Source organism: Microbacterium sp. LMC-P-041, assembly GCF_030209555.1.
Classification (GTDB): domain Bacteria; phylum Actinomycetota; class Actinomycetes; order Actinomycetales; family Microbacteriaceae; genus Microbacterium.
In genome coordinates this window covers 1-25,640 of record NZ_JARVRV010000007.1, presented here as the reverse complement: position 1 = coordinate 25,640, position 25,640 = coordinate 1, and the positions used below count along the sequence as shown (strand labels likewise).

Here is a 25,640-nt window from a genome sequence, read left to right as displayed (position 1 = left end):
ATGCATGAGCTGACCGATGAAGAGCGCGAACTCGCGGCGATGGTGCGCGAGTTCGCCGAGACGGTCGTCGCGCCGCAGTCCTACGAGGCGGACCGCATGCACACGCTGTCGATGGACGTGGTCGCCCAGATGGGTGACCTCGGGCTGTTCGGCCTGCCGTTCCCCGAGGAGTACGGGGGTCAGGGCGGCGACTACATGGCGCTGGGCATCGCGATCGAGGCGCTCGGACGCGTCGACCAGTCCATCGCCATCACGCTCGAAGCCGGAGTCAGCCTCGGTGCGATGCCCGTCTTCCGCTTCGGCACCGAAGAGCAGAAGCAGGAGTACCTGCCGGACCTGCTCGCCGGCCGAGCGCTCGCGGGCTTCGGCCTCACCGAGCCGGAGGCCGGGAGCGACGCGGGAGCGACCCGGACCACCGCCCGGCTCGACGGCGACGAATGGGTCATCGACGGGTCGAAGCAGTTCATCACCAATTCAGGAACGCCCATCACGCGTTTCGTCACGGTCACCGCGGTCACCGGGAACGAGGGGGGCCGCAAGCAGATCTCGACCATCATCGTGCCCAACGGCACACCCGGTTTCACCGTCGAGGCGCCATACGACAAGGTCGGGTGGAACGCGTCCGACACGCATCCGCTCAGCTTCACCGGGGCACGGGTCCCCGCCGGCAACCTCCTGGGCGAGCAGGGGAGCGGCTTCCGCAACTTCCTGAGCATCCTCGACGAGGGCCGCATCGCGATCGCCGCACTGTCGACCGGCGCCGCGGAGGGCTGCCTCGAGGCAGCCGTCGACTACGCGAAGAGTCGCACCATCTTCGGCAGCGCCCTCAGCACGCGACAGAACGCGCAGTTCACCCTCGCGCGCATGCGTGCCCGAGTGCACACGGCACGGCTCGCCTGGCACCACGCGGCACGGCTCCGTGACGCCGGGCGGCCGTTCGCGGAGCAGGCGGCGATCGCGAAGCTCGTGGCGGGCGAGGCCGCGATGGACAACGCCAGGGACGCGACGCAGATCTTCGGCGGCAACGGCTTCATGAACGAGTTCCCGGTGGCCCGTCACTATCGCGACTCGAAGATCCTCGAGATCGGCGAGGGCACCACCGAGGTGCAGCTCCTCGTGATCGCGCGAGCGCTGGGGCTCGCCGGGTAGCGTGGCAGGATGCCATCCGCTCAGCGAACCGAGGAGGTGAGGTGATCATGCACGACATCGTCCAGCGCGGTCTCTTCTTCGAGGAGTTCGTCACCGATGCCCGATATCTTCATCGCCCTGGGCGCACCGCGACCGAGGCCGACAACGTCCTCTTCACGACGCTCACGATGAACACCCAGGCGCTGCACCTCGACGCCGCCTTCGCCGACGGGCAGCAGCCGTTCGGTGCGCGCCTGATCAACTCGATGTGGACGCTCTCGACCATGGTCGGGGCATCCGTCGCGCAGCTCACGCAAGGCACCCTGGTGGCTCAGCTCGGGTTGGGCGAGATCGCCTTCCCGCATCCGCTGTTCGCCGGTGACACGCTGTACACCGAGAGCGTGGTCGTCGACAAGCGGCTCTCGACGTCGCGAGCGGGGCAGGGGATAGTGACCATCGCGCATACCGGACGCAACCAGGACGGCACAGTCGTCGCCACCGCGACCCGAACAGTGCTCGTGCACTGCCTTCCCGAGGGGGAACGATGAGCTTCGATCTCGGACCGGCACTGCTCTTCTGCCCTGCCGATCGACCCGAACGGTTCCGCGGCGCCCTCGAGAAGGCGGACGCTGTCATCCTCGACCTCGAAGACGCGGTCCTGGCCGAGGCGAAGGCCGCAGCTCGCGACAATCTCGTCGATGCCGACCTGGACCCCGATCGAGTGATCGTCCGCGTGAACGCACCGGGTTCCGACGCCTTCGTCTCAGACCTCGCCATGCTCTCTCAGACCGACTTCCGCACCGTGATGGTCGCGAAGACCGAGAGCGCTGAGAGCCTCACCGCTTTCGACGAGAGGTTCTCGTTGATCGCCCTGTGCGAGACGGCGAAGGGGATCCACGCGGCAGATCGCATCGCAGCACATCCGCAGGTCGTCGCGATGATGTGGGGCGCGGAGGATCTCGTCGCCTCCCTCGGCGGCACATCGAGCCGCACACCGGAGGGTGGCTATCGAGACATCGCGCGCTATGCCCGCTCCCGCGTTCTCCTCGAAGCGGGGGCACAGGGCAAGGGCGCCATCGACGCCGTGCACATCGAGATCGGCGATGTCGCAGGTCAGGAGGCCGAGGCTGTCGACGCTGCCGCGTCCGGGTTCGTCGCGACCGCGTGCATCCACCCGAGTCAAGTGGCGGTCATCCGCGCGGCGTACGCTCCGGACGACGCGACGCTCGAGTGGGCCCGCCGGGTTCTCGCCGCCTCAGCGAGCGAGCGAGGCGTGTTCCGCTTCGACGGACGCATGATAGACGAGCCCGTGCTGAGGCATGCTCGGTCGCTGCTCGGTCGCACCCGCTGATCGAATGACCTGTGGCGGTCTGTCGTTCAGACCAGGATCGCCTGGTCGATGAGACGCAGAGATCCGGGGGAGGCCTCGAAACGGTGGGCGGAACCGTTCGCGAGCACCTCGCCGACGCGCGGCAGCGTGCCGCCCGAGACGTGGTTGATCAGTGACCGGATCACGCCGCCGTGCGTCACGACGATGACGGACTCCGCCACCGGTGCGGAGCGACGGCGAGCATCGCGGGCGATCGCGTCGAGGGCGACCAGCGCCCGTTCGGCGACACCTTCCAGGGTCTCCGCGCCGGGAACCGGCGAGAGCCAATCGCCGTACTTCTCGATGTAGTCGGAGACGAGCATGCCCTCGCCCTCACCGAACTCGCGCTCGCGCATGTCCGGCACCAGCACGGGAGCCCCGAGGCCCAGGCTTTCGGAGATGATCTCTGCCGTCTCCCGCGCCCGCTTCAGCGGGCTGGCGTAGATCGAGTGATGTGTCACGCCCTCGAGACGATCCGCGGCGGTCCGTGCGTCCGCACGGCCCTTCTCGTTCAGGGGGATGTCGGTGGAGCCCTGGATCCGTCGGGCGAGGTTCCAATCCGTCTGGCCGTGGCGGATGAGCGTGAGCAGAGTCATTCGAGGAGCTCCTGGATCGCGGGGAGCACGTCGCTGGTGCCTGCGGCGATGGTGGCATCGGCCCAGACATCCGCGCGAGTCGGCTCGCGGTTGATGATGATGAGGGGGATGCTGCGGCGTCGTGCGCGCTCGACGAGGCGCACACCGGAGTTGACGACGAGTGATGAGCCGGCGACGATCAGCGCATCGCTCGCCCGGAGCAGCGACTCCGCGGCCTTGAAGCGCCCCTGCGGCACGTACTCGCCGAAGAACACGACGTCGGGCTTCAGCATCCCTTCGCACACCGTGCACACCGGCACGATGAAGCCGTCGGTGCTCTCGGGGAGCACGTCGCCGTCGGGAGCGAGCGCCACATTCTCGGGGACGGAGATCCACGGATTGCGCTCTTCGATCTGCACTGCGATGTCGCGGCGATCGAAGACCTGGCCGCACTTCAGGCAGAGAACCCTGCGCATGGTGCCGTGCACTTCGATGACGTGCGAGCTGCCCGCGCGCAGATGCAGTCCGTCGACGTTCTGGGTGATGACGCCGGTGACGTGTCCGGAGGACTCCATGGCGGCGAGAGAGAGATGGCCGGGGTTCGGCTCGGCGCGGGCGAACGCCCGCCAGCCGAGATGCCCGCCGACCCAATAACGACGCCGCGCCGTCTCATCGGCCAGGTACCGCTGGATCGTCATGGGATCAGTCCGGTTGCGCGACCCTTCGCCGCGGTAAGCGGGGATTCCCGAGTCCGTGGAGATCCCGGCGCCCGTGAGCAAGGCGATCTTCCGACCGCGCAGGAGTTCGGCGGTGCGAGCGATGGTGGTCGACAGTTCGACCGGACTCGATGCGCTCACAGGACCTCCCTGTGCGAGTCTACGGCGTGCGCAGGCCCGCTCGACGCGTCGCGGCCGACCGCGACGGCGACTCGGAGAGCGATGGCAGACTGGGGCTCGTGGAACTGCTGCGCGTGACGAATCCCGATGATCGACGACTCGACGACTATCGCGCACTGACCGACACCGCGCTCCGAAGTGTGAGCGACCCGGCCGGCGGGCTGTACATCGCCGAATCGACGAAAGTCATCGCGCGAGCCGTCGCTGCGGGGCATCGTCCGCGATCGGTCCTCGTTCAGGAGCGGCGGGTGGAGGACATCCGAGCGATCGTCGGCGAACTCGATGTACCTGTGTACGTCGTCCCGGACGAGGTGGCGGAGGCGCTGACCGGTTTCGCCGTGCACCGGGGCACGATCGCCTCGATGCATCGTCCTGACCTGCCGACGGTGCGTGAGGTCATCGACTCCGCCACGCTCGTGCTGATTCTCGAGAACGTCGGCGATCACACGAATGTCGGCGCCGCATTCCGTGCGGCCGCCGCGCTCGGAGCGGATGCCGTGCTGGTGTCTCCCGGGGGAGCCGACCCCCTGTACCGGCGCAGCGTGCGCGTCAGCATGGGAACGGTGTTCCAGGTGCCGTGGACCCGTATCACGGACTGGGCGTCCGCCGTCACCGACCTTCATGCCGCGGGGTTCGACGTCGCGGCCCTCGCGCTGAGCGACGACGCGGTGACTCTCGACGCCTATGTCGCGTCGCGTCCCGAGCGCGTCGCTCTCGTCATGGGATCCGAAGGCGACGGACTCTCACGCACCGCCCTCGACGAGGCAGACACCGTGGTGACGATTCCCATGTCGGGAGGCGTCGACTCGCTGAACGTGGCGTCTGCCGCGGCCGTGGCGCTGTGGGCGCTCGGACGCCGCTGACGGGATGAGATGAGATGGTCAGTCGGACGACGGGAAGATGATCGGCGAGGGCTCGGGACGCTTCGCGACGATGTGATCACCGGATGACTCATGGCGAAGACGCCGCAGCACCCACGGAACCAGATGCTCCCGCGCCCAGCCGAGGTCTTCGGAGCGCGCCTCCCGCCAGGTGCGCAGCGGAAGCGGCTCGGGCTGCATGGACTCGAGGTCGTTGGGCACGTTGAGCGCGCGCAGCGCCATGCGGGCGACCTCATGATGGCCCAGCGAGTTGTAGTGCAGACGGTCGTCATCGAAGAACCGCATGTCCTGCACGACCTTGAGCGCCCACTGGTCGGCGACGATGCAGTCGTGGCGCTCGGCGATCGCGCGGACGTTCTCGTTGTAGATCGCGACCTTGCCGCGGAACGCTCGGAAGACAGGAGTGAAGGCGGTGTCGATCCCGGTGAACAGCAGCACGGCGGCACCCGTCGATGACAGGCGTGCGACGGCGTCCTCCAGCTGGACGGCGATGGCGTCGGGGTCGGTGCCCGGACGGATCACGTCGTTGCCGCCCGCGCAGATCGAGATCAGGTCGGGATGCAGCGCCACGGCGGGTTCGATCTGGTCGCGCACGATCTGGGCGATCAGCTTGCCGCGCACGGCGAGGTTGGCGTACGCGAAGTCGTCGACCTGACGCGAGAGCACCTCGGCGACGCGGTCGGCCCAGCCGCGGTGGCTGCCGGGCTGCGAGGGGTCGGGGTCGCCGATCCCCTCGGTGAACGAGTCGCCGATCGCGACGAACCTCCGCCAGGGGTGCGGATTCTCGTTGTCGAGTTCCGGGGTTCGGATCGAATCCTGGTCTGTCATCCAGCTCTCCTTCGCGAACGAACGCGGCCCATCTGGGGCGGCCACGCAGTGACCGAGCCTACTCGGGTGCGTGGGCTGTGGGGAGGACGCGCGCGGCGGATCGCGTGAGCGTGCCGAGTGTCGGCGGCAGCGATTATCGTTGACTCGATGCTTTCTCCGTCCTTCCCCCAGCGCGCCCCCTGGGGTACTGCGAACAAGCTGCGCGCCTGGCAGCAGGAGGCGCTCGAACAGTACTTCCAGGCGGATCAGCGTGACTTCCTCGTCGCGGCGACACCCGGTGCAGGCAAGACGACCTTCGCGCTCACCCTCGCGGTCGAGCTCATGCGCATGGGGGAGGTCAACCGGATCATCGTGGTCGCGCCGACCGAGCATCTCAAGACGCAGTGGGCCGATGCAGCAGCGCGGGTGCACATCCGTCTGGATCCCCGGTTCCGCAACAGTCATTGGGCGCCGGCGCGGCATTACCACGGCGCCGTCGTGACCTACGCGCAGGTCGCGGCGAAGTCGTCGGTCCACCGTCATCTGACCGAGGATGCGAAGACCCTCGTCGTCCTCGACGAGGTGCATCACGGCGGAGACGCCCTCAGCTGGGGTGATGCGATCCGAGACGCGTACGGGCCGGCGAAGCGCCGACTGCTGCTGTCCGGGACGCCCTTCCGCAGCGACACCGCACCGATCCCGTTCGTGGAGTACCACCCTGACGAGTCCGGTGCACGGATCTCCCGCACCGACTACAACTACGGCTACGGTCGCGCCCTGGCCGACGGCGTCGTCCGCCCCGTGCTGTTCCACATGTACGCCGGCAAGATGCGATGGCGCACGAGCACCGGAGACGAACTCGAGACGCATCTCGGGCAGGACAACACCAAGGACGTGACCTCGCAGGCCTGGCGCACGGCGCTCGACCCCGAGGGCGAGTGGATGCCGGCTGTGCTGTCCGCAGCCGATCGTCGTCTGACCGAGATCAGGCATCACGTTCCGGATGCCGGCGGCCTGGTGCTCGCGACCGATCAGACCGTCGCGCGTGCCTACGCCAAGATCCTGCACAGCATCACCGGTCAGCAGCCGACGATCGTCCTGTCCGATGACGCGACGGCCTCCGAACGCATCGAGAAGTTCAGCAACAGCGAGGACCGCTGGATGGTCGCGGTGCGCATGGTGTCCGAGGGGGTGGACGTGCCGCGCCTCGCGGTCGGCGTCTACGCCACGTCGTCGTCGACGCCGCTGTTCTTCGCTCAGGCCATCGGCCGATTCGTGCGAGCACGCCGCCGTGGCGAGGCCGCGAGCGTATTCCTCCCTCAGGTGCCGGTCCTGATGGGTCTCGCGAACGAGATGGACAAGCAGCGCGATCACGCGCTCGACCGTCAGTCGAAGGACGACGACGGGCTCGAGGACTCGCTGCTCGACTCCGCGAACCGCGAGGACGACGCGTCCGACGCGCTGACCCAGGAATTCAGCTATCAGGCGCTCTCTTCGGTTGCACACTTCGACCGGGTCGTGTTCGAGGGCCAGGAGTTCGGTCAGCTGGCCGAGCCGGGCACCCCCGAAGAAGAGGAGTTCATCGGCTTTCCCGGTCTTCTCGAGCCCGAGCACGTGCACGAGCTCCTGATGCAGCGACAGGCACGGCAGACGCGACTGCGAGAGACGAGAGAAGCCGAGGCGGGCCCCACCGAGACGACGACGCTCCCTGCGCCCCTGCACCGCACGCTGCGCGAGCAACGGCAGCTGCTGAACAGCCTCGTGGGGCTGTACGCCCGTCAGAAGGGCGAACCGCATGGCGCGGTCCATGCCGAGCTGCGCCGGATCTGCGGCGGACCAGCAGTCGCCCAGGCGACCGTGACGCAGCTGCAGTCCCGTATCGACGTACTCCGCAAGCGCGTCCGCTCCTGAACCCTGGCGTCGGTTCGGATACCCGAAAAGCTGGCAATACCGTCGCCGGGTGCGACGGAGACGGGCTCCCGAAGCTAGCGTTGAACGGTTGCCCCGAGAACGGGGACCGTCGATCAGGAGACTTCATGACAGCCCCCGCTGCCGCCGAGCCCACCGCCGCAGACCGCCGCCGCTGGGCGCGGTACCTCGTCGAGGAACGCGCCGAAGGACACGTGTACCAGAAGCTCGCGAGCCGACGCACGGGTGAGGAGCGTGAGATCCTTCTCAGCCTCGCCGACGCCGAGCGGCGCCATGAGCAGCACTGGCTCGATCTGCTCGGCGCGGAACCGGGCCGATTGCCACGCGCCGGCATCCGCTCCCGCCTCCTCGGCTGGATGGCGGGCCGCTTCGGATCCATCTTCGTGCTCGCCCTCGCGCAGAGCGCCGAGGCACGTTCACCGTACGACTCGGAGCAGTACGCGACGCCGGCGATGCGCGCTGACGAGAAAGTGCACTACGAGGTGGTTCGCGGTCTCGCTGCGCGGGGCCGGCGTCGCCTGTCGGGCTCGTTCCGCGCAGCGGTCTTCGGGGCCAACGACGGCCTCGTGAGCAACCTCGCGCTCGTGCTCGGCATCGGCGCCACGGGCGTCAGTTCGGGTTTCGTCCTGTTCAGCGGCATCGCAGGCCTGCTCGCCGGGGCGCTGTCGATGGGGGCGGGGGAGTTCGTGTCCGTGCGGTCTCAACGAGAGTTGCTCGCGTCGACGGAGGCCAACGAGGATGCCGCGGCATCCGCCGCCGACCTCGACATCGATGAGAACGAGCTCGCTCTGGTATACCGGGCGCGCGGGATCGGCCAGCAGGAGGCTCTGGAGCGCGCACGGCGCATCGTCGATGCCGCGCGCGCCGGCGTGGAACGCACCGCCACAGGGCCGGTCCACGTCCATGCCGGAGACGACCACGAGATCGTCGGCAGCGACTGGACCGCTGCGATCTCGAGCTTCCTGCTCTTCGCATCCGGCGCGATCATCCCCGTGCTCCCGTGGCTCTTCGGGCTCGAGGGGACCACAGCGGTGGTCGTCGCTCTCGTGCTCGTAGGCATCGCGCTCCTGTCGACGGGAGCGATGGTCGGCATCCTGTCCGGAGGGCCGCCCCTGCGTCGTGCGCTGCGTCAGCTGGCGATCGGTTTCGGAGCCGCAGCGGTCACGTACGTGCTCGGTCTGGTGTTCGGCGTCGGCGCGGTCTGACAGGCGCCGGCCCGACCGCGTCGGACAGGACTCGGCGATCCACGCGAGTCCTGTCCGATGACACGGCGACATCGGAAACGAAGAAGGCCCCGGATATCATGTGGATATCCGGGGCCTGTCTGTGCGCGGAGGGGGACTTGAACCCCCACGCCCTTACGGGCACTACGACCTCAACGTAGCGCGTCTACCATTCCGCCACCCGCGCAGGTGTTGGATGTTCGTTGCCGAACGAAGATTTACATTAGCACGAGCTTCGGGGCACTCAGAAACCGACGGCGACGCCCGGGCGCGCCACGGCCTTTCGATAGCCTGGACTCCATGACTGACGTGTCTCTGCCCGAGGTGGTTCGCATCGCGCGCGACCTGATCCGATTCGACACCTCGAACTTCGGCGGGGGCAACGCGAAGGGCGAGCGGGAAGCGGCCGAGTACGTCGGCGCCTATCTGCAGGATCTCGGCCTGGAAGTCGAGTACTACGAGCCCATCCCGCGGCGCACGAACGTCATGGCGCGGGTGCCCGGACGCGACCGGAGCAAGCCGGCGCTCGTGGTGCATGGCCACCTCGACGTCGTCCCGGCCATGGCCGAGGACTGGACCGTCGATCCTTTCGCGGGCGTCGTCAAGGACGGCATGCTCTGGGGGCGGGGCGCCGTCGACATGAAGAACATGAACGCGATGATCCTGACGGCGGTCGGCGACCTGCTGCGAGCGGGCGAGCAGCCCGAACGCGACCTGGTGCTCGCCTTCTTCGCCGATGAGGAGAACGGCGGAGTGGAGGGATCGGCTCTCGTGGTGCAGAACCGCCCCGAGTGGTTCGAGGGCGCGACCGAGGCGATCAGCGAGGTGGGCGGCTATTCGATCACGGTCGACGATCGCCGCGCCTACCTGCTGCAGGTGGGGGAGAAGGCGCTCATCTGGATACGCCTCGTGGCGAAGGGCCGCGCCGGCCACGGAAGCCGTCTCCACGACGACAATGCGGTCACGAAGCTCGCGGAGGCCGTGGCGGCCCTGGGTCGCACGCGGTGGCCCCTGCGACTCACTCCCACCACCGAGGCACTGCTGCAGGGCTTGAGCGATCTCACCGGGCGCTCCGTCGACGACCCGGATGCCCTCGCGGCGGCTGCAGGGCCCGCCGAGGCCTTCCTCCGTTCGTCGTTCCGCACGACGACGAACCCGACCGCCCTGTCCGCCGGATACAAGCACAACGTGATCCCCGAGCGTGCCGAGGCGCTGATCGACGTGCGGGTGATCCCCGGAACCGAAGACGACGTGCTCGCAGAGCTGCAGCAGATCGTCGGCGACGAGATCGAGATCCAGACGGTGGTGCGGGACATCGGCATGGAGACGCCTTTCGACGGCGAGCTCGTCGAGGCGATGGTCGCGAGTCTCGGCCGGCATGACCCCGGTGTGCCGGTCATCCCGTACCTGCTGGGTGCAGGAACCGACAACAAGGCGCTCGCGTATCTCGGGATCACCGGGTACGGGTTCGCGCCTCTCCGGCTTCCCGCAGACCTCGACTTCACCGGGATGTTCCACGGGGTCGATGAGCGGGTGCCCGTAGAATCGCTTGTCTTCGGTCAGCGGGTGCTGGCCGATCTGCTGCGCACGTATTGAGCTCTCGGCTCCACGTCCGCGCACCACGACTCAGAAAGCTCCTCCATGCACTTGTTCGAAGCGCTCATCCTCGGCATCGTCCAGGGACTCACCGAGTTCCTCCCGATCTCCTCCAGCGCCCATCTGCGCATCCTCGGCACCTTCCTGCCGTCGGGCGAGGATCCCGGTGCCGCGTTCACCGCGATCACCCAGATCGGCACGGAGGCGGCGGTGGTGGTGTTCTTCTGGCGCGACATCGTGCGGATCATCGCGCAGTGGTTCCGGTCGCTGACCGGCAGGGTCCCGCGCAGCGATCCGGATGCGCGCATGGGATGGATGATCATCATCGGCAGCATCCCGATCGTGGTCCTGGGGCTGCTCTTCCAGGACCAGATCGAGACCGTCTTCCGCTCCCTCTGGATCGTCGCGATCATGCTGATCGTCTTCGGCATCCTGCTCGGGATCGCCGACCACGTCGGCGCGAAGCGGCGCAAGCTCGATCAGCTCACCTACCCGCACGGCATCGCGTACGGCTTCGCGCAGGCTCTGGCGCTGATCCCTGGAGTCTCGCGCTCCGGTGGAACGATCACGATGGGACTCTTCCTCGGCTACGAGCGTGCCGCTGCCGCTCGCTACGCGTTCCTGCTCGCGATCCCCGCCGTGTTCGGCAGTGGCTTCTACCAGGTGTTCAAGAGCTGGGACGAGCCGTCGTTCTTCTCCTTCGGAGACACGCTCGCGGCGACGGGCATCGCATTCGTCGTGGCGCTCGGCGTGATCGCGTTCTTCATGAACTACATCTCGAAGCGGAGCTTCCTGCCGTTCGTGATCTACCGCATCCTCCTGGGGACCGTCCTCCTGGTGCTGCTGGGGACCGGCGTCATCGCGGCGTGATGACGAGGGCCCCGGCGACTACCGCTTGTGGTCGCCGGGGCCGTCGCCACGGCGCTTGAGATAGCGCTCGAAGGCCTGAGCGATGGCATCGCCCGACGCATCGGGGGAGTCCCACGTGTCGCGCGTGCGCTCGAGCTGATGGATGTACTCGGTCATGTCCTCGTCGTCCGCGGCGGCGGCATCGATCGATGCCTCCCAGGCGGCGGCCTCGGTGCGCAGGTGGTCGCGAGGCACGTCCACGCCGGTCAGCTCCTCGAGCCGATCGAGAAGAGCGAGGGTCACCTTGGGCGACGGTGTGGCGGAGGCGACGTAGTGCGGCACGCTCGCCCACAGACTGGCGGTCGGAATGCCGGCGCTCTCGGCGAAGTGCTCGATGACGCTGAGAATTCCGACGGGGCCTTCGTAGAGCGAGCGCTCGAGGCCGTGCGCCTCGCGGACCTGCTCGTTCTGGCTCGACGCGAAGATCGAGATGGGGCGGGTGTGGGGCACGTCGGAGAGCATCGCGCCGAGCGTCACGAAGCCCGTGATGTCGTCGCGGAGAGCGACGTCGATGAACTCCGACGCGAAAGCCTGCCAGGTGCGCGCAGGCTCCACGCCCGTGAGGATCCAGAACTCGGGACCGGGACCCGGGTCGCGCGGGCGCCAGAGTCCGGCTTCGGGCCAGGTGAGCTGGCGACGCCCTTCGGCGTCCATCTTCGTCGCAGGGCGCGTGTACTGGTAGTCGAAGTACAGCTCCGGGTCGATCGAGTGCACGAGGTCGTAGTCCGTCGTCTCGCGCAGTGCGGCGACCGCGCCGCTCGCGGCTTCCCCTGCGTCGTTCCACCCGTCGAAGGCGACGATGACGATGCGTGAACCGAGGCCATCCATCGTGGGCTCCCTTCGTGGATTCCGGATCGGTATCCCTCCAGGCTAGTCCGACGGCGCGGGGACGGGGTGGAGCCACGGGTAACATGGTTCGGTGAGCAGACAGCCCCGCGCGATCCTCTGGGACATGGACGGAACACTCGTCGACACCGAGCCGTACTGGATGGCGGCCGAGACCGCGCTGGTCGAATCCTTCGGCGGCACGTGGACCCATGAGGATGCGCTTCAGCTCGTCGGCAACGGACTCATCGACAGCGCGATCATCCTTCAGAACGCGGGCGTCGACATGGATGCCGAGGCGATCATCTCGCTCCTCACCGACGGCGTGCAGGATGCACTGCGCACGCAGGGAGTGCCCTTCCGGCCCGGCGCCCGCGAGCTGCTGCAGGACCTGAGGTCAGCGGGGATCCCCACAGGACTCGTCACGATGTCGCTGCGTCGCATGGCGCTGAGCGTCGTCGACCTGATCGAGTTCCAGGCCTTCGACATCGTCGTCGCCGGCGATGATGTGACCAACCCGAAGCCCCACCCCGAGCCCTACCTCCACGCGGCATCCCTGCTCGAGATCGACATCGCCGATGCTGTGGTCATCGAGGACTCGCCGACCGGGCTCCGCGCGGGCATCGCATCCGGCGCCGTCGCCCTCGGCGTGCCGCATATCGTCTCGCTCGATCACGTGGGCGCGCATGAGCTGTGGCCGAGCCTCGAGGGGCGCACCGCCGCCGACCTGATCGAACTCTTCGACCGAAAGACCTCCATGACGGGAGCCACCCGATGACCGACACCACCTCACAGCGGCCGAGCGGGCCGTTCCGCGAGGGCGATCGGGTGCAGCTGACCGGCCCCAAGGGTCGCCTGCACACCGTGACCCTCCGAGAGGACGGCGAGCTGCACACGCACCAGGGCGTGCTCCGGCACCGCGACCTCATCGGTCTGCCCGACGGCTCAGTGGCCGCGAACAGCTCGGGACACGAGTACCTCGCGCTCCGGCCTCTGCTCCGCGACTTCGCGATGTCGATGCCGCGCGGCGCCGCGATCGTCTACCCCAAGGACGCCGCGCAGATCGTGATGCAGGCCGACATCTTCCCCGGTGCCGTCGTCGTGGAAGCGGGTGTCGGGTCGGGTGCCCTTTCGCTCTCGCTCCTGCGGGCCATCGGTCCGGTCGGCCGGCTGGTGTCGTTCGAGCGTCGTGAGGACTTCGCCCAGGTCGCACGGGGCAACGTCGAGACCTTCTTCGGCGAGACGCCGGACACCTGGGACGTCGTGGTGGGAGATCTCGCGGATGCGCTGCCGGCGGAGTTCCCGGCGGGCACGGTCGACCGTGTCGTACTCGACATGCTCGCGCCGTGGGAATGCATGGATGTCGTCGCCGACGCACTCACCCCCGGCGGCGTCGTGCTGTGCTACGTGGCCACCGCCACGCAGCTCTCGCGGGTGGCCGAGTACATCCGGAGCACGGGCCTGTTCACGGATCCCGAGGCGTCCGAGACGATGGTTCGCGGCTGGCACGTCGAGGGTCTCGCCGTGCGGCCCGATCACCGGATGGTGGCGCACACCGGCTTCCTCCTCACGGCTCGTCGGCTGGCGCCGGGCGCCGTGGCCCCTCAGGTGAAGCGCAGGGCATCGAAGAGCAGCTACGGCGATGCGGATGTCGAGGCGTGGACGCCGGGGGCTGTCGGCGATCGCGAGATCAACGACAAGAATCTGCGCAAGCGGGCGAGAGAGGCCGCGAAGGCCGCTGAGGGCGCCCGTCTCGCCGCCGGTTCGCGCGAATCCGAGCCACCGACGGAATAGACTGGAGCGCGTGCGTAAAACGTCCGCCGTTCTGGCAACCATCAGCCTCGCCGTCCTCACTCTGACCGGATGCGCCTCGGCGCCCTCGTTCGCCGGTGATGCGTGCGATCGGGCGGCGGCATCGACCGCATCCGTGAAGGATTCGGTCACCGTCGAGGGCGACCTCGGAGAGGCTCCGGACGTCACCGTGTACAGCCCGGTGAAGGCGGACGAGACGTCCTTCGCCGACGTGGTGACCGGCGAGGGAAACACCCTCACCACCACCTCCCAGCCGATGGTGCTCGACATCGCCTTCTATGGCGGCGAGAGCGGCGAGAAGCTGTACGAGTCCGAGTTCAACGGCGACCCGAGCCGTGTGCACAGCATCTCCTACTGGGCAGAGCGGTCCGCCGGTCTCGAGACCGTGTTGGAGTGCGCGACCGGAGGCAGCCGGATCGTCGCGGTGCTGACCCCCGAGGACTTCGGCGAGGCGAATGTCGAGGCCTTCGGTCTCGAAGAGGATGAGAACGTGGTCGCCATCATCGACCTCCAGGATGTCTACCTCGCTCACGCCGAGGGCTCATCGCAGTTCAACGACGCCCGGGGCCTGCCGACGGTCGTCCGCGCTCCCGATGGCACCCCCGGAGTGATCATCCCCGACAGCGACGCCCCCACCGAGACCGTCACTCAGACGCTCATCAAGGGTGACGGGGAGAAGGTCGAGAAGGAATCGACCATCGTGACCAACATCATGGCGCTCGGATGGGACGACAAGACGGTCACCTCGAGCACGTGGGGTGCCGAGCCCAACATCGGCCCCGCAGCGAAGGAGCTCGTCGGCGCGACGGGCGGCTCCCAGCTCCTGGTCGTCGTGCCCGAGGCAGACGGAAACCCGGCGACCGCGATCGTGGTCGACATCCTGGGCGTCGTTCCCGTCCCGGAGCAGTGATGGCGGCCCGTATTCCCGCGGAAGAGCGCCTGACGAATCTCGTCGTGGCGCTCATGGCCACGGAGATCGGGCTCACGAAGCAGCAGATCCTCGACAACGTGTCGGGTTACCGTCAGCGCGCCGATGCGGGCGTGCGTTCGGATGCACTCGAGAAGATGTTCGAGCGCGACAAGGACGAACTGCGCACTCTCGGCGTCCCCGTCGAGACGATCGGGGATCAGGCCGATCCGAATGACCTCCGCGAAGCGCGTTACCGTATTCCGCAGGCGGAATACGACCTGCCCAGCGATATCGAGTTCACGGCCGCGGAGCTCGCCGTGCTGCAGCTGGCGGGGAGCGTGTGGAGCGCCGAGTCCGCATCCGGCGACGCCAAGGCCGGCGTGCGCAAGATCCGGGCGCTCGGGATCGACGGCGACGAACCGATCATCGGGTTCGCGCCGCGGATCACCGCGCGCGATGCCGCTTTCCCTCCACTGCAGGATGCCATCGAGAAGAGCCGCGTGGTCGTCTTCGACTACCTCAAGCCGGGGGAGGGCGCACCGCGGCGCCGCAGCATCCGCCCGCTCGCACTCGTCGACTATGAAGCGAGATGGCACGTGTTCGGCGTCGATGTGGACATCGAGCAGGACCGCATGTTCCTGCTCAGCAGGATCGTCGGCGATGTGAAGATCACGGCGAAGGCATTCGACCCTGCGCTGCGCGAGGGCGCGGGGGAGCGTGCCCTGGCCGGTCTCGAGCGCGTCGCCGCTCAGAACTCTGCGCTGCTCGAGGTCACACCCGGCACCGAGGCGTCGCTGCGGCTCGGCCGCCGGGCGACTCCGGCGGCGACCCAGGGCATCCTCGTCCCGTTCGTGGACCTGCACATCTTCGCCGATGAGCTCGCGTCGTACGGTCCCGAGGTGCGGGTTGTCGAGCCTGCGGAGCTCCGCTCGGCCGTCGTCGATCGCCTGACCGCGGTCATGGCGACGAATTCGGATGCGGGGGAGGTCCGATGAGCACCCTAGGCAAGCCGCTGCTCGCCGCTGACCGAGTCCGCGTCTATCTGACTCTGGTGCCCTATCTCCTCGAGCACGGACAGGTCTCGCTCGCCGAGGCGGCTGCCGAGTTCGGTGTGACCTCGACGGAGATGCGGCAGATGGTCGAGAAGCTCACGGTCATCGGCCTGCCCGGTGATTCCGGCTTCTGGCAGCAGCCGCAGGAGATGTTCGACATCAACTGGGACCTCCTCGACGAAGAGGACATCATCGAGATCACCAACGATGTCGCTCTGCGCCGGGTTCCTCGATTCACGGCCCGAGAAGCCGCCGCGCTCCTCGCGGGCCTGCAGATGGTCGCGGCCGTGCCGGCGGTCTCCGACTCGGGATTGGTCAGCGGCCTCATCTCGAAGCTCTCGCGGGGCGCGGCCGATGCGCCGGCCGAGGTCGTCGTCGCACCCAGCGCCGTCGACGAGGTCCGCCAGGTGGTGTCGAGGGCCGTGCAGAACGGCGTCGCCGTGTCGTTCACGTATCAGGCTCCCGATGCCGCGCCCACGACGCGCACCGTGGATCCCGTGCAGGTGCTCATCACCAACGCGCAGTGGTACCTGCAGGGGTGGTGCCACATGCGACAGGCCATGCGCACCTTCCACCTGGATCGCGTGAGCGATGCCCGGCTGACCGACATCCCGATCACGCACGCGGGCGAGCACGTCCCGGAGGCCTTCTCGGCCGTCGAGGACGAGGGGGAGGTGCGAGTGCGGGTGCCCGAGCGGATGGCGCCCTTGCTCGGGGACTTCCTGACGGCCGACAACTCCGACGTCAGCGATGGGATCGTCACCGTTCGGCTGCATCTCGCAGACCCTCGGGGAGTGAAGCGACTGGCGGCGAAGTTCGGCGGCGCCCTCGAAGTGGTGGATCCCGGCGTCGCTCGAACTGCGGCGCGGGAATGGGCTGCGGCCGGACTCGCCCTGTATCGCCACCCCGAAGGCGACAACGCCCGTTAGACTTTCACCAAACGACGAAGGAGAATCATGGGCGCTTTCGGTTGGCCACATCTGCTGATCATCCTCGCCGTCATCCTGCTGCTCTTCGGTGCGGCGAAGCTGCCGGCACTGGCGAAGAGCCTCGGTCAGTCCGCCCGGGTGTTCAAGGGCGAGATGAAGGCGATGAAGAACGAGGACGCGACTGATGCCGCAGATCCGGCATCCCCGACCACCACGACCTCGGTCGCAGACACCACGGTGACGGCTCGCGACACGGATCCGGGTCAGCCTCCTCGATCCGCCTAGTTCGTGTCCGCTCTCGATTCCGCCGACCAGGAGACGCCGGGCCGTGACAGGCGGATGTCTCTCGGCGCGCACCTGATCGAGCTCCGTAAGCGTCTGTTCATCGCGGCTGGTGCCCTGGTGGTCGGCATGATCATCGCCTTCTTCGTGACAGGGCCGATCATCGACCTGCTCTCGGTGCCGATCGCCACGATCGCGGAGCAGCAGGGGCGCGAGTACACCGGCCTGAATTTCACCACCGTGACGAGCGGGTTCGATCTGCGCATGCGGATTGCCTTCGCAATCGGACTCCTGATCTCCGCGCCGGTGTGGCTGTGGCAGGTCTGGGCCTTCGTCATGCCGGGGCTCACGAAGAAGGAGACCCAGTACACCTGGGGATTCCTCGGGGCGGCCATCCCGCTGTTCTTCGGCGGTTGCACGGTCGCGTTCTTCGTGCTTCCGCATGTGATCGAAGTCATGGCATCGTTCGTCCCCACCGGCATGGCGCAGTTCTTCGACTACTCCACCTACTACGACTTCGTCTTCAAGTTCCTGCTCGTGCTCGGCATCGCCTTCGTGCTGCCTGTCTTCCTGGTGGCACTCAATCTCGCCGGCATCATGTCGGGCCGCGACATCCTGAAGGGCTGGCGAGTCGCCATCCTGGTGTGCACGATCTTCGCCGCCGTCACGACTCCGCCTGCTGATGTGTTCTCGATGCTGCTGCTGATGGGATCGATGATCGTGCTGTACTTCGCGGCGACCTTCATCTCGATGCTCTTCGACCGACGCAAGCGCAAGCGCGACGCCGCTGCAGGCATCGAACCCGTGGCCGTATGAGCTCGCCGGCCGAACGATACGCCGCGGCTCGACAGGCGGCAGGGCACCCGGCGACCGTCGCCTTCGCCGCGAACCAGAAGTTCGAGCTCGACCCCTTCCAGGTCGAAGGATGCCACGCACTCGAAGACGGCCAGAGCGTGCTCGTCGCCGCGCCGACCGGTGCAGGCAAGACGATCGTCGGCGAGTTCGCCATCCATCTCGCGATGCAGACTCCGCGCGACAAGGCCTTCTACACGACGCCGATGAAGGCGCTCTCGAATCAGAAGTTCCGCGAGCTGGTCGATGTGTACGGCCCGGACGACGTCGGTCTGCTCACCGGCGACACGAACATCAACGGCAACGCCCGGATCGTCGTGATGACGACCGAGGTGCTGCGCAACATGATCTACGCCGACTCGGCCGCGCTCCAGGACCTCCGCTACGTCATCATGGACGAGGTCCACTACCTCGCGGATCGTTTCCGCGGGGCAGTGTGGGAGGAGGTGATCATCCACCTGCCGCAGCACGTACGGCTGGTCTCCTTGAGCGCCACCGTCTCGAACGCCGAGGAGTTCGGGGACTGGCTCGACACCGTGCGCGGGGACACCGAGGTGATCGTCTCGGAGATCCGTCCGGTTCCACTCGAGCAGCACGTGCTCGTCCGTGATGATCTGCTGCCGCTCTTCGACGATCGGGCGGGGATCGCGACCGCACAGGTCAATCAGGAGCTGATGCGGATCCGCTCCTTCACCGGCTCCAACTACGACAACAATCGTTCGGCGCAGGAGTATCGCAGCAATCGCCATGCCGGCCGACAGGCGCAGCGCCCCCCACGGGGCGGACGTCGCCCCGTCCGTTCCGCGAACGTGCGTCGGATCGAGCGCATGGATCGCCCGGACGTGGTGCGGCTGCTCGAGCAGGCCAACCTCCTGCCTGCCATCTTCTTCATCTTCAGCAGAGTCGGGTGCGATGCGGCGGTGCAGCAGGTCCGGAGATCGGGCGTGCGGCTGACGTCGACCGAGGAGCGCGCGGAGATCCGAGCGATCGTCGAGGACCGGACCCGTTCGCTGCAGGATGAGGACCTCGGCGTGCTGGGCTACTGGGAGTGGCTCGAGAATCTCGAGCGCGGTGTGGCTGCGCACCATGCGGGTCTGCTGCCGGCCTTCAAGGAGGTCGTCGAGGACCTCTTCAAGCGCAAGCTCGTGAAGGTCGTCTTCGCCACCGAGACCCTGGCTCTGGGCATCAACATGCCCGCGAGAACCGTCGTTCTCGAGAAGATGGAGAAGTTCAACGGCGAGGCCCGAGTCGCGATCACATCGGGGGAGTACACGCAGCTCACCGGTCGCGCGGGACGACGCGGCATCGACGTCGAAGGTCACGCGGTGGTGCAGTGGACCGAGGGCATGGATCCGCAGGCGGTCGCGGCCCTCGCCTCTCGCCGCACCTATCCGCTGAACTCCAGCTTCCGGCCGACGTATAACATGGCCGTCAACCTGATCGATCTGTTCGGCAAGCCCCGGGCCCGCGAAGTGCTCGAGTCGTCTTTCGCGCAGTTCCAGGCCGACCGCGCAGTCGTCGGACTGGCGAGACAGGTCCGCGAAGCGGAGGAGTCGCTGGACGGGTACAAGGCGGCGATGGTCTGCGATCACGGCGACTTCCTGGACTACGCCTCGATACGCCGCGAGCTGAGCGATCTCGAGAAGAAGAACCGCCAGGACTCGAACGCGCCGCGCACATCGCGCGACAAGCGCATGAAGCAGATCCACAGCCTCCGCACGCGCATGCAGCGTCACGGATGCCATCGATGCCCTGATCGCGAAGCCCATGCGCGCTGGGCCGAGCGGTACTGGAAGCTCAAGCGTCAGAACGATCGCATCCGCCGACAGATCGAGACGAGGACCGGCACGGTGGCTCGCGTCTTCGATCGCGTCGTCGAGGTGCTCGAGACCCTGGACTATCTCCACCGAGACGACGAGGGGGAGACAACGCTCACCGAGGCCGGGCGGACGATGCGCCGGATCTACGGCGAACGCGATCTGCTGGTGGCCGAATCTCTCAGGCAGGGGCTGTGGAACGGTCTCGACGCGCCGTCCCTCGCTGCGATGGCCTGCTGCCTCGTCTACGAGCCTCGTCGCGACGAGGCGAACGCGGGGGAGCGGGACCTGCCCCGCGGTGCCTTCCGCGCAGCGTACGAGAAGACGACGACCCTGTGGGCCGAGCTGGACGACCTCGAGAAGGACCACCATCTGCCGGGATCCGAGCCTCTGTCGGCGGGCCTCGCCGGTGCGATGCACTCGTGGGCGCGAGGAGGGATGCTGGACCGCGTCCTCGTGGACGCAGACATGGCGGCCGGCGACTTCGTGCGATGGGCCAAACAGACGATCGATCTGCTCGATCAGCTCTCGATCGTCGCGGAAGACGGTGCGCTGGCCCGCAACGCCCGCGTGGCTCTGGACGGCGTCCGTCGCGGCATCGTCGCCTATTCCTCGATGTGAGAATAGGAAGGATGCCCGAACCCCGCGTGCCGCAGCGCCCCCTCCTGCCGCTCTCGCTCGCCCTCCCCGCTGCGGCGATGGCCGCGCTCCTGATGAATCTGTCCTATCCGTCCACTGCGGTGTGGGTGCTGGCTTTCCCGGCCACCGCGCTGCTGCTCGTGGCGCTGATCGGTCGACGGGCCGGCGGAGCTCTGGCGGTCGGACTCGTCTACGGTGTGCTCTTCTTCGGACTGCTCGTGTCGTTCACGTCTCGCTACCTGGGCCCGCTGCCCTGGGCGGCGCTGAGTGTCCTGGAAGGCGCGCTCACGGCGGTGGCCGTGATCCTGATCACCCTCGCCTATCGCTGGATGCCCCGAGCCTTCCCGAGCGTCTGGGCGCGGCTCCTGCTCCTTCCGGCCGTGGTGGCGGCGCTCTGGGTCGGGCGCGAGGTGTTCGTCGGCTCCTGGCCCTATGGAGGGTTCCCCTGGGCTCGTCTGGGCATGAGCCAGGCCGAGAGCCCGCTGGCTCACGTCGCGTCCTGGACCGGCGTGAGCGGTCTCAGCTTCCTGATGGTGTTCCTCGTCGCCCTCGTGATCCAGGTGGTGCGCGAACGACTGTGGCGCCGGCCGGCTGCGCTGATCGCACCGGTCGTCGTGACCGTGGTTCTGCTGCTCACACCGCTCTTCCCCACGACCACCAGCGGGTCGCTGCGCATCGCGGCGGTGCAGGGGAACGGGCCGAGCGGGTATTTCGACGAGCGCGAGCCTTACTCGCTCATCGACGCGCAGACCGACGCGACCGAACCGCTCTACGGCGAGGACGTCGACCTGCTGGTCTGGCCCGAGGGGTCGCTCGACTTCGATCCGTTCCAATCGGACTCTCTGGCGAGAAGAATGAGCGCGATCGCCTCGCGTGTCGGCGCACCGCTGCTGGCGAATGCCGCCACGGAACGAGACGGTCTCTTCTACAACACGTCGATGCTCTGGACGGAAGAGGGCGCCGACGGGCAGGTCCATGACAAGCGGCATCCGGTCCCCTTCGGGGAGTACGTCCCCGACCGCGCCTTCTTCAGCGCACTCGCACCCGATCTGATCGGTCTGATCCAGCGCGAGTACACCCCGGGCTCGAATCCGCCGGTCGTCGACGTCGACGGTGTGAAGGTCGGGCTGGCGATCTGCTTCGACGTGATCTACGACGACGTGATCAGCGAGGGCATGGCAGACGGTGCCGAAGTGCTCGTCTTCCAGACGAACAACGCGGACTTCCGTGGGACGAATGAGAATCTGCAGCAACTCGCCGTCGCGCGGATGCGTGCGATCGAGACCGGCCGCAGCGTCGTGAACATCTCGACGGTCGGCACCAGCCAGGTGATCCGCGCGGATGGCACGACGGTCTCGAGCCTGGATGCAGGAAAGGCCGGAGCGTTGCTCGAGGATGTCGAGCTGCGCTCCGGCCTGACTGCTGGAGTCGTCCTGGGACCCTGGATCCAAGGTCTTCTGGTCTGGGGCGGACTGGGCGCGCTGGCCTTCGGGTGGTTGCGCGCCCGCAGGCGCTAGGCGCCGATCTTCTCGCGGGTCGGGTCTTCACCTGCGCCGCGGCGGGCACGGATGAAGGCGAGTCGCTCCTCGAGGAGCTCCTCGAGCTCTGCGCGGGTACGACGCTCGAGAAGCATGTCCCAGTGTGTGCGGGCGGCCTTCTCGTCCGTGGCATCGAGCGTGACGGCCTGGCCGTCGACGTTCAGGCGCGCGTCCGCTCCGCAGGAACGGCATTCCCACGTCTGGGGCGGCTCTGCGTCCGCCGAGAACATCAGGTTCGTGACATGGCCGCAGGTGTCACAGATGTAGGTGGTTTCACGGCGCTCCATGAAAACGACGCCCTCTTCGCTCTGTAGGCTCTGGGCGCCGAGTCGGATGCCGCGTAGGCTGCGATCTGCCATTGTGTGGTCCTCTCGTCGCTGTCAGGTATAACGCTCCAGCCTGTGCGCTTCATCCATACGAGCGCGTTCTCGGCGCTATTCACAGCGGAATCCCAGCGCCACAGCGTAATGGCGGCGTGGCGGTCTCAGCGGCCGATCGTGACCAGCGCGAGATCGGCGCGGTCGGTGACGATGCCGTCGACACCGAGCCGGACGAGTCGTCGCATGGAGTCCGCGTCGTTCACCGTCCACACGTGAACCTCGACGCCGCGCCGGTGCGCCGCTCGGAGGAGCGCAGGCGTCAGCACCTTCACGCCGCGATGCCGCTCAGGAATCTGCAGCACGTCGATGTCGAGCAGAGCACGCCCGGGGGAGAGGCGCAGAGTGGAGAGAGCGCGGACCGCGGCGATGGTGCGGCTGCCGCCCGACGTCGCCGGTCGGAGCGGAGCCCCCGCGCGCAGGACCGCTGCGATCGTCGCACGTCGGTTCGCATCGGAGAAGCTGGTCACGAGAACTCGATGCGTGTGTTCCGCCAGGAGGGGGCCGAGGGGTGCTGCCGCGTCGACGGTCTTGACGTCGATGTTGAAGCGCGTGGTCGGGAAGGCGGAGAGTGCGTCAGCGACCGTGAGTAGCCCGCCGTGGTCGGAGAAGATCGCGGCGAGTTCGCGGGTGCGCACCTCACCGACGGGACGGGGATCGTCGGCCAGTCTGTGCAGCGTCGCGTCGTGGAAGAGCACGACGTCACCGTCGGCCGTCACCCGGCAGTCGGTCTCGATGTACTCTGCTCCGGCGGCATGAGCGGCGGCGACGGCGGCGGCCGAGTTCTCCCAGACACCGGAGTCCCCGCCCGCCGCGGTGATCAGACCGCGGTGAGCGAGGACTCGGGGGTGACGCGCCTTGACGAAATACGGGTGCGTCACGCGCCCGGCAGGTTCGTCGGGGGCTGTCCCGGTCGCGGGGTGAACGCGGTGCCGATGCCCTTGAGCGCCTCGGTCAGCTCGCTCGGGATGATCCAGAGCTTGTTCGACTGGCCTTCGCTGATCTTCGGAAGCATCTGCAGGTACTGGTACGCGAGCAGCTTGTCGTCAGGCTCGCCCTGGTGGATGGCGGTGAACACGTTCTGGATCGCTTCGGCCTCACCCTGGGCGCGCAGCACGGCGGCCTGCTTGTCGCCCTCTGCGCGGAGGATCTCGGCCTGTCGCGCACCTTCGGCCTCGAGGATCGCCGACTGCTTGGTTCCCTCAGCCGTGAGGATCGCCGCTCGACGGTCCCGCTCGGCGCGCATCTGCTTCTCCATCGAGTCCTGGATGGAGATGGGCGGGTCGATGGCCTTCAGCTCGACGCGGCCGACGCGGATTCCCCACTTGCCCGTCGCCTCGTCGAGCACGACGCGAAGCTGTCCGTTGATGTTGTCACGACTGGTCAGGGCCTCTTCGAGGTTGAGTCCACCGACCACATTTCGCAGTGTCGTCGTCGTCAGCTGCTCGACGGCGCCCAGGTAGTTGGCGATCTCGTATGTCGCAGCGCGAGCATCGGTCACCTGGAAGTAGACGACGGTGTCGATCGAGACCACCAGGTTGTCCTCGGTGATCACGGGCTGCGGTGGGAAGGACACGACCTGCTCGCGCATGTCGATGAGGGGACGCAGCCGGTCGATGAACGGCACCAGGATGTTCAGACCCGGCGTCAGTGTCTTGTGATATCGCCCCAGGCGCTCGACCACGCCGGCCGTGGCCTGGGGGATGATGCGGATGGAGCGAGCCAGCGTGACCACCACGAAGATGATGATCGCGATGACGAGGATCCACCCGATCGCTGCGGGGATGAACGATGCATCGTCCAAGAGACTCTCCTAGTCGTTGACGGGACGGACGGTCGCGGTCGCGCCGTTGATCGTCATGACGGCGATCGGTGATCCTTGCGGGATCGGCACGGCTCCGGCGGTGCGGGCGGTCCAGGTGTCGCCGTTGCTCAGCTTCACCTGGCCGGAGATCTGGGTGATGTCCTGCAGCGCGATGCCTCGGAGATCGAGAAGTGCGTCGACGTTGGACTTGGTCGGGTCCTCGCCTCGATGCAGGCGTTTGATCAGCGGCGGACGCAGGAACAGGATGAAGAGCGCGGCCGCCGCGGCGGCGATCAGCACCTGTACCCAGACCGGGATGCCGAGGAAGTCCGTGACGAGCCCGACGACGCTGCCGAAGCTCAGCATCAGGAAGGTGAAGTCGAGAGTCAGCATCTCGATCACCAGGAAGATGGCGATCAGGATCAGCCAACCGATCCATGCCCATTGGTCGATGAACTGAACGAATGTCGCGAAGTTGTCCATGCGGCCTCCTTTGCGGTCAACCTATCACGCAGGTCGAGCCCGGTCCCGGCTGGACGGGGCCGGCTTGATAGTCTGAAAGCGCCGTGTCATCACGGCGAATCACGCATCAGAGGAGTCACTGTGACCGACGTTCTTCCCGCAGGTTCTCTCGAGGGCAAGGTCGCCCTCGTCACCGGCTCGTCTCGAGGCATCGGGGCGGACACCGTGCGCTACCTCGCCGAGGCCGGCGCCGACGTGGTGATCAACTTCCGCAACAAGGCCCCACGTGCAGAGAAGCTCGCCGGGCAGCTGCGCGAGCTGGGCCGCCGCGTGCTGGTCGTCGGTGCCGACCTGACCGATCCCGCGTCCGTCGGCGAGATGTTCGATGCGGTGAAGGCCGAATTCGGACGCCTCGACGTCCTCGTCCTCAATGCCTCCGGCGGCATGGAATCGGGAATGGCCGAGGACTACGCCCTGACCCTCAACCGCGACGCGCAGCTGAACGTCCTCGACGCTGCTGTTCCGCTGCTCGGCGACGGCGCGCGGGTCGTCTTCGTCACGAGCCACCAGGCGCACTTCATCCGCACCACCCCGACCATGCCGGAGTACGAGCCCGTCGCCCTGTCGAAGCGCGCCGGAGAAGACGCGCTCCGCGAGCGGATCCCCGGCCTCGCAGAGAAGGGCATCGGCTTCACCGTGGTGTCCGGAGACATGATCGAAGGCACGATCACCGCGACTCTGCTCGAGCGCGCCAACCCCGGAGCGATCGCGGAGCGGCGCGAATCCGCAGGCAAGCTCTACAACGTGTCGGAGTTCGCCGCGGAGGTCGCTCGCGCGGCAATCGACGCTGTCCCCGCCGACAACACGCGTCTCGTCGGCGATGTGAGCGCATTCGCCGCGGAGTGAGCGGCTGATACCACCGAAAGAGCCCCGTCCGCGTGGACGGGGCTCTTCGCGTTACCGGGGGGGGGGGGGGGGGGGGAGCAGGGGGCGGAGGGGGCCTTCCCCGACCCCACGAACCCCCTGGC

The 25,640-nt window shown here is 67.6% G+C and carries 26 protein-coding genes and 1 tRNA gene; 18 read left to right on the top strand and 9 right to left on the bottom strand.

All coding sequences use genetic code 11. The features are described from left to right. Genes QRN21_RS14290 through QRN21_RS14280 form a run of 3 tightly spaced genes read left to right on the top strand, consistent with a single transcriptional unit; the run spans position 1 to position 2,479 of the window. Positions 1–1,149, top strand: a complete 1,149-nt coding sequence (locus QRN21_RS14290; RefSeq protein ID WP_285364736.1) for an acyl-CoA dehydrogenase family protein — start codon at positions 1–3, stop codon at positions 1,147–1,149. A gap of 47 nt (positions 1,150–1,196) precedes the next feature. Then, on the top strand, positions 1,197–1,676 hold the full coding sequence (locus QRN21_RS14285) for a MaoC family dehydratase (RefSeq protein WP_056279055.1): 480 nt from the start codon (positions 1,197–1,199) through the stop codon (positions 1,674–1,676). Continuing rightward, positions 1,673–2,479 carry an HpcH/HpaI aldolase/citrate lyase family protein gene (locus tag QRN21_RS14280; RefSeq protein ID WP_056278712.1) on the top strand — a complete coding sequence of 269 codons (807 nt, stop codon included), beginning with the start codon at positions 1,673–1,675 and terminating at the stop codon, positions 2,477–2,479. Before QRN21_RS14285 ends, QRN21_RS14280 begins: the two co-directional genes overlap by 4 nt. Positions 2,480–2,505: 26 nt before the next feature. On the opposite strand, the gene QRN21_RS14275 is transcribed toward QRN21_RS14280, so the two are convergent. Continuing rightward, positions 2,506–3,093, bottom strand: coding sequence for a histidine phosphatase family protein (locus QRN21_RS14275; protein ID WP_053096051.1), 588 nt, complete (start codon positions 3,091–3,093; stop codon positions 2,506–2,508). Then, a complete protein-coding gene (locus QRN21_RS14270) occupies positions 3,090–3,929 on the bottom strand; it encodes a Sir2 family NAD-dependent protein deacetylase (protein ID WP_053096052.1) in 840 nt (279 codons plus the stop codon). The genes QRN21_RS14275 and QRN21_RS14270 overlap by 4 nt, the downstream gene beginning before the upstream one ends. 98 nt (positions 3,930–4,027) lie before the next feature. On the opposite strand from QRN21_RS14270, the gene QRN21_RS14265 reads away from it, so the two are divergent. Beyond that, positions 4,028–4,831, top strand: coding sequence for a TrmH family RNA methyltransferase (locus QRN21_RS14265; protein WP_072592278.1), 804 nt, complete (start codon positions 4,028–4,030; stop codon positions 4,829–4,831). A gap of 18 nt (positions 4,832–4,849) precedes the next feature. On the opposite strand, the gene QRN21_RS14260 is transcribed toward QRN21_RS14265, so the two are convergent. Beyond that, on the bottom strand, positions 4,850–5,677 hold the full coding sequence (locus QRN21_RS14260; protein WP_053096053.1) for an SGNH/GDSL hydrolase family protein: 828 nt from the start codon (positions 5,675–5,677) through the stop codon (positions 4,850–4,852). Positions 5,678–5,824: 147 nt separating this feature from the next. Here QRN21_RS14260 and QRN21_RS14255 point away from each other — a divergent pair, with 147 nt between their 5' ends. Both QRN21_RS14255 and QRN21_RS14250 read left to right on the top strand, forming a co-directional pair. Beyond that, positions 5,825–7,567, top strand: a complete 1,743-nt coding sequence (locus tag QRN21_RS14255; RefSeq protein ID WP_072591269.1) for a DEAD/DEAH box helicase — start codon at positions 5,825–5,827, stop codon at positions 7,565–7,567. Between the two features lie 125 nt (positions 7,568–7,692). Further along, on the top strand, positions 7,693–8,790 hold the full coding sequence (locus QRN21_RS14250; protein WP_056278715.1) for a VIT1/CCC1 transporter family protein: 1,098 nt from the start codon (positions 7,693–7,695) through the stop codon (positions 8,788–8,790). A 122-nt stretch (positions 8,791–8,912) separates the two neighbouring features. Here QRN21_RS14250 and QRN21_RS14245 read toward each other — a convergent pair. Next, positions 8,913–8,995: transfer RNA gene (locus tag QRN21_RS14245), tRNA-Leu, on the bottom strand. A gap of 113 nt (positions 8,996–9,108) precedes the next feature. Here QRN21_RS14245 and QRN21_RS14240 point away from each other — a divergent pair. Together QRN21_RS14240 and QRN21_RS14235 are read left to right on the top strand one after the other, a co-directional pair. Next, complete coding sequence (locus QRN21_RS14240; RefSeq protein ID WP_056278716.1) at positions 9,109–10,404, top strand: M20/M25/M40 family metallo-hydrolase; 1,296 nt, start codon at positions 9,109–9,111, stop codon at positions 10,402–10,404. 45 nt (positions 10,405–10,449) lie between these two features. Then, positions 10,450–11,274, top strand: coding sequence for an undecaprenyl-diphosphate phosphatase (locus QRN21_RS14235; protein WP_053096057.1), 825 nt, complete (start codon positions 10,450–10,452; stop codon positions 11,272–11,274). An 18-nt stretch (positions 11,275–11,292) separates the two neighbouring features. Here the strand turns inward: QRN21_RS14235 and QRN21_RS14230 are convergent, their stop codons facing one another. Beyond that, positions 11,293–12,141, bottom strand: coding sequence for a PAC2 family protein (locus tag QRN21_RS14230; RefSeq protein WP_053096058.1), 849 nt, complete (start codon positions 12,139–12,141; stop codon positions 11,293–11,295). Positions 12,142–12,232: 91 nt separating this feature from the next. On the opposite strand from QRN21_RS14230, the gene QRN21_RS14225 reads away from it, so the two are divergent. From QRN21_RS14225 to lnt, 9 genes are read left to right on the top strand one after another with little or no spacing between them, the layout of a single operon-like run. Further along, positions 12,233–12,916 (top strand): HAD family hydrolase, encoded by a 684-nt coding sequence (locus QRN21_RS14225; protein ID WP_072591272.1) that lies wholly within the window; start codon positions 12,233–12,235, stop codon positions 12,914–12,916. After that, positions 12,913–13,932 (top strand): tRNA (adenine-N1)-methyltransferase, encoded by a 1,020-nt coding sequence (locus QRN21_RS14220; RefSeq protein WP_053096060.1) that lies wholly within the window; start codon positions 12,913–12,915, stop codon positions 13,930–13,932. The genes QRN21_RS14225 and QRN21_RS14220 overlap by 4 nt, the downstream gene beginning before the upstream one ends. 10 nt (positions 13,933–13,942) lie before the next feature. After that, the gene (locus QRN21_RS14215; RefSeq protein ID WP_285364721.1) at positions 13,943–14,860 is read left to right on the top strand and encodes a hypothetical protein; all 918 of its coding nucleotides are present in this window, start codon (positions 13,943–13,945) and stop codon (positions 14,858–14,860) included. Next, positions 14,860–15,855: a helix-turn-helix transcriptional regulator gene (locus tag QRN21_RS14210; protein WP_285364720.1), complete on the top strand. Its 996-nt coding sequence runs from the start codon at positions 14,860–14,862 to the stop codon at positions 15,853–15,855. Before QRN21_RS14215 ends, QRN21_RS14210 begins: the two co-directional genes overlap by 1 nt. Next, positions 15,852–16,841, top strand: coding sequence for a helix-turn-helix transcriptional regulator (locus QRN21_RS14205; RefSeq protein WP_285364718.1), 990 nt, complete (start codon positions 15,852–15,854; stop codon positions 16,839–16,841). The genes QRN21_RS14210 and QRN21_RS14205 overlap by 4 nt, the downstream gene beginning before the upstream one ends. 27 nt (positions 16,842–16,868) lie before the next feature. After that, positions 16,869–17,126 (top strand): Sec-independent protein translocase subunit TatA, encoded by a 258-nt coding sequence (tatA, locus tag QRN21_RS14200; protein WP_053096064.1) that lies wholly within the window; start codon positions 16,869–16,871, stop codon positions 17,124–17,126. Between the two features lie 54 nt (positions 17,127–17,180). Next, positions 17,181–17,939: a twin-arginine translocase subunit TatC gene (tatC, locus tag QRN21_RS14195; protein WP_056278720.1), complete on the top strand. Its 759-nt coding sequence runs from the start codon at positions 17,181–17,183 to the stop codon at positions 17,937–17,939. Next, the gene (locus tag QRN21_RS14190) at positions 17,936–20,413 is read left to right on the top strand and encodes a DEAD/DEAH box helicase (protein ID WP_285364716.1); all 2,478 of its coding nucleotides are present in this window, start codon (positions 17,936–17,938) and stop codon (positions 20,411–20,413) included. Before tatC ends, QRN21_RS14190 begins: the two co-directional genes overlap by 4 nt. 11 nt (positions 20,414–20,424) lie before the next feature. Further along, positions 20,425–21,948, top strand: coding sequence for an apolipoprotein N-acyltransferase (gene lnt, locus QRN21_RS14185; RefSeq protein WP_285364714.1), 1,524 nt, complete (start codon positions 20,425–20,427; stop codon positions 21,946–21,948). On the opposite strand, the gene QRN21_RS14180 is transcribed toward lnt, so the two are convergent. The 4 genes from QRN21_RS14180 to QRN21_RS14165 all read right to left on the bottom strand — a co-directional run bounded on the left by QRN21_RS14180 (position 21,945) and on the right by QRN21_RS14165 (position 24,633). Further along, positions 21,945–22,328, bottom strand: a complete 384-nt coding sequence (locus tag QRN21_RS14180) for an RNA polymerase-binding protein RbpA (RefSeq protein WP_053096068.1) — start codon at positions 22,326–22,328, stop codon at positions 21,945–21,947. The two genes, lnt and QRN21_RS14180, sit on opposite strands and share 4 nt — an antisense overlap. Positions 22,329–22,453: 125 nt before the next feature. Continuing rightward, on the bottom strand, positions 22,454–23,227 hold the full coding sequence (locus QRN21_RS14175) for a glycerophosphodiester phosphodiesterase family protein (protein WP_285364711.1): 774 nt from the start codon (positions 23,225–23,227) through the stop codon (positions 22,454–22,456). Next, entirely contained in the window at positions 23,224–24,150 is a 927-nt protein-coding gene (locus QRN21_RS14170) for an SPFH domain-containing protein (RefSeq protein WP_053096070.1), read from the bottom strand. The genes QRN21_RS14175 and QRN21_RS14170 overlap by 4 nt, the downstream gene beginning before the upstream one ends. A gap of 9 nt (positions 24,151–24,159) precedes the next feature. Further along, on the bottom strand, positions 24,160–24,633 hold the full coding sequence (locus QRN21_RS14165) for an NfeD family protein (RefSeq protein WP_053096071.1): 474 nt from the start codon (positions 24,631–24,633) through the stop codon (positions 24,160–24,162). A gap of 120 nt (positions 24,634–24,753) precedes the next feature. Between QRN21_RS14165 and QRN21_RS14160 the strand changes: the two genes are divergently transcribed. Further along, positions 24,754–25,518 carry an SDR family oxidoreductase gene (locus QRN21_RS14160; protein WP_056278725.1) on the top strand — a complete coding sequence of 255 codons (765 nt, stop codon included), beginning with the start codon at positions 24,754–24,756 and terminating at the stop codon, positions 25,516–25,518. Positions 25,519–25,640: the final 122 nt, after the last annotated feature.

What these genes read in the sequence shown, in the direction of transcription:
- QRN21_RS14290 (WP_285364736.1), top strand. Translation starts at nt 1, where the DNA reads ATGCATGAGCTGACCGATGAAGAGCGCGAACTCGCGGCGATGGTGCGC.
- QRN21_RS14285 (WP_056279055.1), top strand. Translation starts at nt 1,197, where the DNA reads ATGCACGACATCGTCCAGCGCGGTCTCTTCTTCGAGGAGTTCGTCACC.
- QRN21_RS14280 (WP_056278712.1), top strand. Translation starts at nt 1,673, where the DNA reads ATGAGCTTCGATCTCGGACCGGCACTGCTCTTCTGCCCTGCCGATCGA.
- QRN21_RS14275 (WP_053096051.1), bottom strand. Translation starts at nt 3,093, where the DNA reads ATGACTCTGCTCACGCTCATCCGCCACGGCCAGACGGATTGGAACCTC.
- QRN21_RS14260 (WP_053096053.1), bottom strand. Translation starts at nt 5,677, where the DNA reads ATGACAGACCAGGATTCGATCCGAACCCCGGAACTCGACAACGAGAAT.
- QRN21_RS14255 (WP_072591269.1), top strand. Translation starts at nt 5,825, where the DNA reads ATGCTTTCTCCGTCCTTCCCCCAGCGCGCCCCCTGGGGTACTGCGAAC.
- QRN21_RS14250 (WP_056278715.1), top strand. Translation starts at nt 7,693, where the DNA reads ATGACAGCCCCCGCTGCCGCCGAGCCCACCGCCGCAGACCGCCGCCGC.
- QRN21_RS14240 (WP_056278716.1), top strand. Translation starts at nt 9,109, where the DNA reads ATGACTGACGTGTCTCTGCCCGAGGTGGTTCGCATCGCGCGCGACCTG.
- QRN21_RS14235 (WP_053096057.1), top strand. Translation starts at nt 10,450, where the DNA reads ATGCACTTGTTCGAAGCGCTCATCCTCGGCATCGTCCAGGGACTCACC.
- QRN21_RS14230 (WP_053096058.1), bottom strand. Translation starts at nt 12,141, where the DNA reads ATGGATGGCCTCGGTTCACGCATCGTCATCGTCGCCTTCGACGGGTGG.
- QRN21_RS14220 (WP_053096060.1), top strand. Translation starts at nt 12,913, where the DNA reads ATGACCGACACCACCTCACAGCGGCCGAGCGGGCCGTTCCGCGAGGGC.
- QRN21_RS14210 (WP_285364720.1), top strand. Translation starts at nt 14,860, where the DNA reads ATGGCGGCCCGTATTCCCGCGGAAGAGCGCCTGACGAATCTCGTCGTG.
- QRN21_RS14205 (WP_285364718.1), top strand. Translation starts at nt 15,852, where the DNA reads ATGAGCACCCTAGGCAAGCCGCTGCTCGCCGCTGACCGAGTCCGCGTC.
- tatA (WP_053096064.1), top strand. Translation starts at nt 16,869, where the DNA reads ATGGGCGCTTTCGGTTGGCCACATCTGCTGATCATCCTCGCCGTCATC.
- tatC (WP_056278720.1), top strand. Translation starts at nt 17,181, where the DNA reads ATGTCTCTCGGCGCGCACCTGATCGAGCTCCGTAAGCGTCTGTTCATC.
- QRN21_RS14190 (WP_285364716.1), top strand. Translation starts at nt 17,936, where the DNA reads ATGAGCTCGCCGGCCGAACGATACGCCGCGGCTCGACAGGCGGCAGGG.
- lnt (WP_285364714.1), top strand. Translation starts at nt 20,425, where the DNA reads ATGCCCGAACCCCGCGTGCCGCAGCGCCCCCTCCTGCCGCTCTCGCTC.
- QRN21_RS14180 (WP_053096068.1), bottom strand. Translation starts at nt 22,328, where the DNA reads ATGGCAGATCGCAGCCTACGCGGCATCCGACTCGGCGCCCAGAGCCTA.
- QRN21_RS14165 (WP_053096071.1), bottom strand. Translation starts at nt 24,633, where the DNA reads ATGGACAACTTCGCGACATTCGTTCAGTTCATCGACCAATGGGCATGG.